We start from the raw sequence: 4,884 nt of genomic DNA on the forward strand, positions 1-4,884 counted from the left end.
TCGCCGACCGCGCGGCAGCCGACGCGATCCTGCCGCGGCGCGTCGATGTCGGAGCGATCGCGATCCGCAATGTGTCTGCCTGAACGATGACGCGCGTGGCGGCGCTCAGCGTGGCCGCGCCATATCGCGGTCCGGCCCGTCGTCGCCAAAAGTAGAAGCGACGAGCGTGCGCATCGCGGCACACAGCAGCGCCGGCGCCGACTGGGTGGAGCTGCGGCCTCCGCCTGCAGCGGGACCGGCCCGGCGCAGACTCAGCGGCACCGACATCGACGTGCTGCAGCGTGTCGCCGACCGCGCGGCAGCCGACGCGATCCTGCCGCGGCGCGTCGATGTCGGAGCGATCGCGATCCGCAATGTGTCTGCCTGAACGATGACGCGCGTGGCGGCGCTCAGCGTGGCCGCGCCATATCGAGGTCCGGCACGTCGTCGCCAAAAGTAGAAGCGACGAGCGTGCGCATCGCGGCGACCAGCAGCGTCGGGCCCGACTGGTTGAACGTGCAGCGCTCGCCTGCAGCGGGCACGGCCCGGTACAGCACGGCCCGCCACGGGCCGCGCCCGCCGTCGCGCTCGAATGCGGCGAACGGCAAGTGCTCGACGATCGGGCCGCCGTCCGTCCACGATGTCGACGGCGCGAACGGAGCCGGCGCACCGCCTGCCGCGCGAATCGACGTGCACCCGGATGCATCGGCGCGCGGGGCGTCATGGCCAACGGCAACCGCGACCCAGTAATCCAGCGGCGCGCCTGTCAGATCCTGGACTTGCATGACTGTCTCCGTCACCGTCGTCGTCAAGTCGACATGCTAACCGTTGCACACGCGTCCGTTGCGGTCTCCGACGGTGCCACGGCACCGTGCCGGCGCGCCGGCCCTATTGCGGAAGCGTGACGCCCTGCTCCTTCCGCGCGGAGCGGCCGACCGTCGCGGCCCGGCCGCTGCGTCGCGCCTGCATCAATTCGTGTTACGAATCCCCGAATCCTGCCTACAATGGATCGGAACACCTGTCGTCCGGCCTGCAGCGGACGACAACCGGATCCATACGGTGCAGCACAGGCCGGATCTCTCGGGGGACGTATGTCCGTGCATGCCAGAAAGCCACTGGTCTCGCTCGTCGTGCCGTTCCACGACGAGGACGAAGCAATCGACGCATTCTTCGCAGCCACGCTGCCCATCCTCGAATCGATCGATACAGTCCGTTTCGAGATCATCTGCGTCAACGACGGCAGCCGCGACGATACGCTGGGCAGGCTGATCGACGTCGCGGCCGGCGACTCGCGCGTGCGCATCGTCGATCTCACCCGGCGCTTCGGCAAGGAAGCCGCACTCACCGCCGGCCTCGACGAAGCCACCGGCACCGCGGTGATCCTGATCGACGCCGACCTGCAGGACCCGCCCGCGCTGATCCCCGCGATGGTCGAACGCTGGCTCGCCGGCGCGGAGGTCGTCGCCGCGAAGCGCACCGACCGCATGTGCGATCCGCTGATGCAGCGCGTGGCCGCCGCGCTCTACTACCGCGTGCATAACCGCCTCTCCGAAGTCGAGATGCCCGAGAACGTCGGCGATTTCCGGCTGATGGACCGCCAGGTCGTCGACGCGCTGCGCGCGCTGCCCGAGCGGCGGCGCTTCATGAAAGGCCTGTTCGCGTGGGTCGGCTATCGCACCGAGATCATCGAATACACGCGTGCGCCACGCAGCGGCGGCCGCTCCAAATTCTCCGGATGGCGGCGCTGGAACTTCGCGCTCGAAGGCATCACGAGCTTCAGCACCGTGCCGCTGCGCGTGTGGACCTACATCGGCCTCGCGTTCGCCGCGCTGTCGTTCGTCTACGGCGCGTTCATCGTGATGCGCACGCTGCTGTTCGGCAACCCCGTGCACGGCTACGCATCGCTGATCTCCGTGATGCTGTTCGTCGGCGGCATCCAGCTGATCGGCATCGGCGTGATCGGCGAATACCTCGGCCGCATCTATCACGAGTCGAAGCAGCGCCCGGTCTATCTCGTGCGGCGGCGCTATCACGCGCAGCGGGACGCTGCCGCACATCCGGCGTCGAAGCTGCTGCAGTTTCCGCTCAAGCGCGCGCACGCGGCCCGCCGCCGCGCGACGCCGCCCGCGGCCGCCGGCCACGGTGCTGCGCGCAACGCGTCCGTCAAATAACCGCGCACACGACGCATGGATCTCATCCGGCAATCGATACGATCGGCGGACCAGCCCGTCCGCGCATGGCTGACACCCCGGCGCGTCGTTGCGTACAGCACGGCAGCGCTCGCGTGCTATGCGCTGTTCGTCGCGATCTGGGTCACCGTCGCCCGTCACGCGCCCGCCACCGCGCTGTCGCGCCCAGGCCCCGACTACGCGGTGTTCTGGTCGGCGTCGTACGTGATGCTGCACGGCTCGCCGTGGCAAGCGTACGATTTGCCGACCTTCTCGCGGCTGGCAGCCGAACTGTTCCCGCAGTTCCGCCGCGAAGACCTCATCGCGTGGCTGTACCCGCCCACCAACCTGCTGCTCGTGACGCCGCTGGCGCTGCTGCCCTATGCGGTCGGCTATCCGCTGTTCGTTGCGTTCGGCGTCGTCGTGTTCGGTTTCGCCGCGTCGCGCGTATCGGGCCTCGGCGCGCTCCCCGGTGCATCGCGCATCGGCGGGTTCGCACTGGTCGCCGCCCCGTGCGTGTTCGTCACCGGGCTGTTCGGGCAGAACGCGTTCCTGACCGCGTCGTGCGCGGCCCTGGCCGTCTGCTGGGCGGACCGTCGGCCGATGTGGGCCGGCCTCTGCATCGGCCTGCTGTCGGCCAAGCCGCAACTGGCACTGCTGTTCCCGTTCGTGCTGGTCGCCACGCGCGCATGGCGCACGATCGCATGGGCCGCGCTCGCCACCACCGCGTTCGCCGCGTTGAGCGTCCTGATCTGCGGCGTCGAATCGCTACACCTGTTCGTCGCCGGCACGGCGCTCGTGCGGTCGCTCCTCCTCGAGCAAGGCGTCGTGTTCTGGCTCGTGTCGCCGGCGCCGTTTGCCGCCTTCCGACTCGCGGGCCTGCCGCCCACCGTCGCATATGCCGCGCAAGCGTGCATCGCGGCGCTGGCGATCACCGTCGCCTGCCTCGTGTGGACGCGCTCGCGCGACGTCCGCCTGCGCGCGGCGGTGCTGGCGGTCGCGACGCTCGCGGCGAACCCGTACGTGTGGCACTACGAGCTCGCCTGGCTCGGCATCGCGATCGCGTGCATGCTGGCGATCGGCTGGCAGGACGGCTGGCTGCGCGGCGAGCAGGCCGCGATCGCGCTCATGTGGCTGCTGCCGGCCGTCGAATACCTGAACCCGTGGCTGCAATGGCCGCAGATCGGCCCGGCCGTGACGCTGTTCGCGCTGCTCGTGCTGCTGCGCCGCGCCGGCCCGGGCACTCAAAACGCCAGCCGCGGCGGCACGTATACGCCGTAGTACGGCCCGACGCCGGTCGCGACGCCCGTCATCTTCCAGCCGGCGACGAAGTGGCCCTGGACGTACTTGTATGTGCCGCCCAGCGACACGTCGATATGGAACGGCGCGAACGCGACGATCGGCACGGTGGTGCTGGTCGAGGTCTGCGTGACGACCGGCAGCACCACCGTCGTGCCGACCGGCACCGACGTATAGAGCGTCGCCTTTACGCCGGTCGCGAGATTGATGCTGTCGCCGATACTGAGCGTCGTCGGATTGCCGGTCACCATCAGGCCGCCCATCGTCGTCGTGTCGGTCGCGGTCGACTGGAACGACGTCCACTGCCCGCCCATGCACAGCAGGCCGTAGACCTGGCCGTTCGTGATCGAGAATTCAAACGGCTGGCCCGTCAGCGGATTGATCAGCGGCTGGTTGGTCGCCGCGTTCCAGTACAGGTTGTACACGCACTGGTCGATCGCGATCGGAAACAGCCCGCCTGCCCCGACCCCGCCCGGCGCCGCCAGCACCGCCACCGCGGTCGCACTATCGGATGCACCGGGGATCCCCAGCAGCCCGCCAAGCAGCAGCGGAATCGAGCCGCCGTTTACACCGGGTGCACGCGACACGGTGACCTGCACCGCCGGCACGTCGTACTGGCCGGGCGTGATGGTCGTCGGCTGCATGGATGCGGGGTTGCGCGTCACGTTCCAGTATCCGGTCGTCACCGTGCCGGTCGACAGCGCCGCACCGGCCGCCGAGTTCTGCGCGATCACACCGTTCGCCGCCGGCGCGGCCTGCGACCAGTTCACCGCGCCGCCGCTCGGCGACATCATCGCATCGGCCCCGGCGAGCGCCGCCGCATCGGCCGCGTTCTGCAACTGGTTGTTCACCGTGACCACCCACGCGATATCGATCGCCAGCGCGCCGAACGACAACAGCGGAATCAGGAACAGCAGGAAGAACAGCGCGACCGAACCGCGCTGCCGCACGGGGCCGTCGGGTTGCGTGGCGGTCACGTCATTCATAGAGCATCACCGACGTCGCCGAGACCGTCACCGGGCCGGTCAGCGCACTGAACGCGGACCCCAGCACGAGCCCCGAATACGTGTAGGTCACGGTCACCGTCAGTGCGGTGCCCGACGTCGTGCCGTTCGCCTGCGTCACGGTCACCGCCGGCGTCGTCGCGGTGCCGCCGGTGATCAGGCTGTTCTGCATCGCGTTCTGCGCAATGTTGGCGATCTGCGTCGTGGTCAGCATCGGCACGCGCAGCATGACGCCGGCGCGCGCCGCCTCGCGGCTCGCGTTCGTGATGACGGCCTTGTCGCACAGGATCAGGCTCGTGTCGATGATGCCGATCAGCACCATCAGCAGGAACGGCAGCATCAGCACGAACTCGAGGGACACGACGCCGCGCGCGCGGCGCGCGCCCGTCGCTCCGCGTGTCATTTTGCGGCCCCCGCGCCCGGCGGCACGACGC

5 protein-coding genes and 1 pseudogene are annotated in these 4,884 nt (G+C 69.5%); 3 read left to right on the forward strand and 3 right to left on the reverse strand.

The window, feature by feature from the left end:
• Window positions 1–367: pseudogene (locus G3O06_RS49500) on the forward strand (hypothetical protein); the annotation flags it as partial.
• Between the two features lie 22 nt (window positions 368–389).
• Here the strand turns inward: G3O06_RS49500 and G3O06_RS46580 are convergent.
• The gene (locus G3O06_RS46580; protein WP_205820116.1) at window positions 390–764 is read right to left on the reverse strand and encodes a phage protein NinX family protein; all 375 of its coding nucleotides are present in this window, start codon (window positions 762–764) and stop codon (window positions 390–392) included.
• A 306-nt stretch (window positions 765–1,070) separates the two neighbouring features.
• Between G3O06_RS46580 and G3O06_RS46585 the strand changes: the two genes are divergently transcribed.
• Both G3O06_RS46585 and G3O06_RS46590 read left to right on the forward strand, forming a co-directional pair.
• Window positions 1,071–2,150, forward strand: coding sequence for a glycosyltransferase family 2 protein (locus tag G3O06_RS46585; RefSeq protein ID WP_205820117.1), 1,080 nt, complete (start codon window positions 1,071–1,073; stop codon window positions 2,148–2,150).
• Window positions 2,151–2,165: 15 nt separating this feature from the next.
• Window positions 2,166–3,428, forward strand: coding sequence for a glycosyltransferase family 87 protein (locus G3O06_RS46590; RefSeq protein WP_174998624.1), 1,263 nt, complete (start codon window positions 2,166–2,168; stop codon window positions 3,426–3,428).
• On the opposite strand, the gene G3O06_RS46595 is transcribed toward G3O06_RS46590, so the two are convergent.
• Window positions 3,392–4,432 (reverse strand): TadG family pilus assembly protein, encoded by a 1,041-nt coding sequence (locus G3O06_RS46595; protein WP_205820118.1) that lies wholly within the window; start codon window positions 4,430–4,432, stop codon window positions 3,392–3,394. The genes G3O06_RS46590 and G3O06_RS46595 overlap by 37 nt on opposite strands.
• Window positions 4,425–4,853, reverse strand: coding sequence for a TadE/TadG family type IV pilus assembly protein (locus G3O06_RS46600; RefSeq protein ID WP_174911089.1), 429 nt, complete (start codon window positions 4,851–4,853; stop codon window positions 4,425–4,427). Before G3O06_RS46600 ends, G3O06_RS46595 begins: the two co-directional genes overlap by 8 nt.
• Window positions 4,854–4,884 lie beyond the last annotated feature (31 nt).

Origin of the sequence: Burkholderia sp. Ac-20345 (assembly GCF_017104825.1) — a bacterium.
GTDB classification, from domain to species: Bacteria; Pseudomonadota; Gammaproteobacteria; order Burkholderiales; family Burkholderiaceae; genus Burkholderia; species Burkholderia lata_B.

What these genes read in the sequence shown, in the direction of transcription:
- G3O06_RS46580 (WP_205820116.1), bottom strand. Translation starts at nt 764, where the DNA reads ATGCAAGTCCAGGATCTGACAGGCGCGCCGCTGGATTACTGGGTCGCG.
- G3O06_RS46585 (WP_205820117.1), top strand. Translation starts at nt 1,071, where the DNA reads ATGTCCGTGCATGCCAGAAAGCCACTGGTCTCGCTCGTCGTGCCGTTC.
- G3O06_RS46590 (WP_174998624.1), top strand. Translation starts at nt 2,166, where the DNA reads ATGGATCTCATCCGGCAATCGATACGATCGGCGGACCAGCCCGTCCGC.
- G3O06_RS46595 (WP_205820118.1), bottom strand. Translation starts at nt 4,432, where the DNA reads ATGAATGACGTGACCGCCACGCAACCCGACGGCCCCGTGCGGCAGCGC.
- G3O06_RS46600 (WP_174911089.1), bottom strand. Translation starts at nt 4,853, where the DNA reads ATGACACGCGGAGCGACGGGCGCGCGCCGCGCGCGCGGCGTCGTGTCC.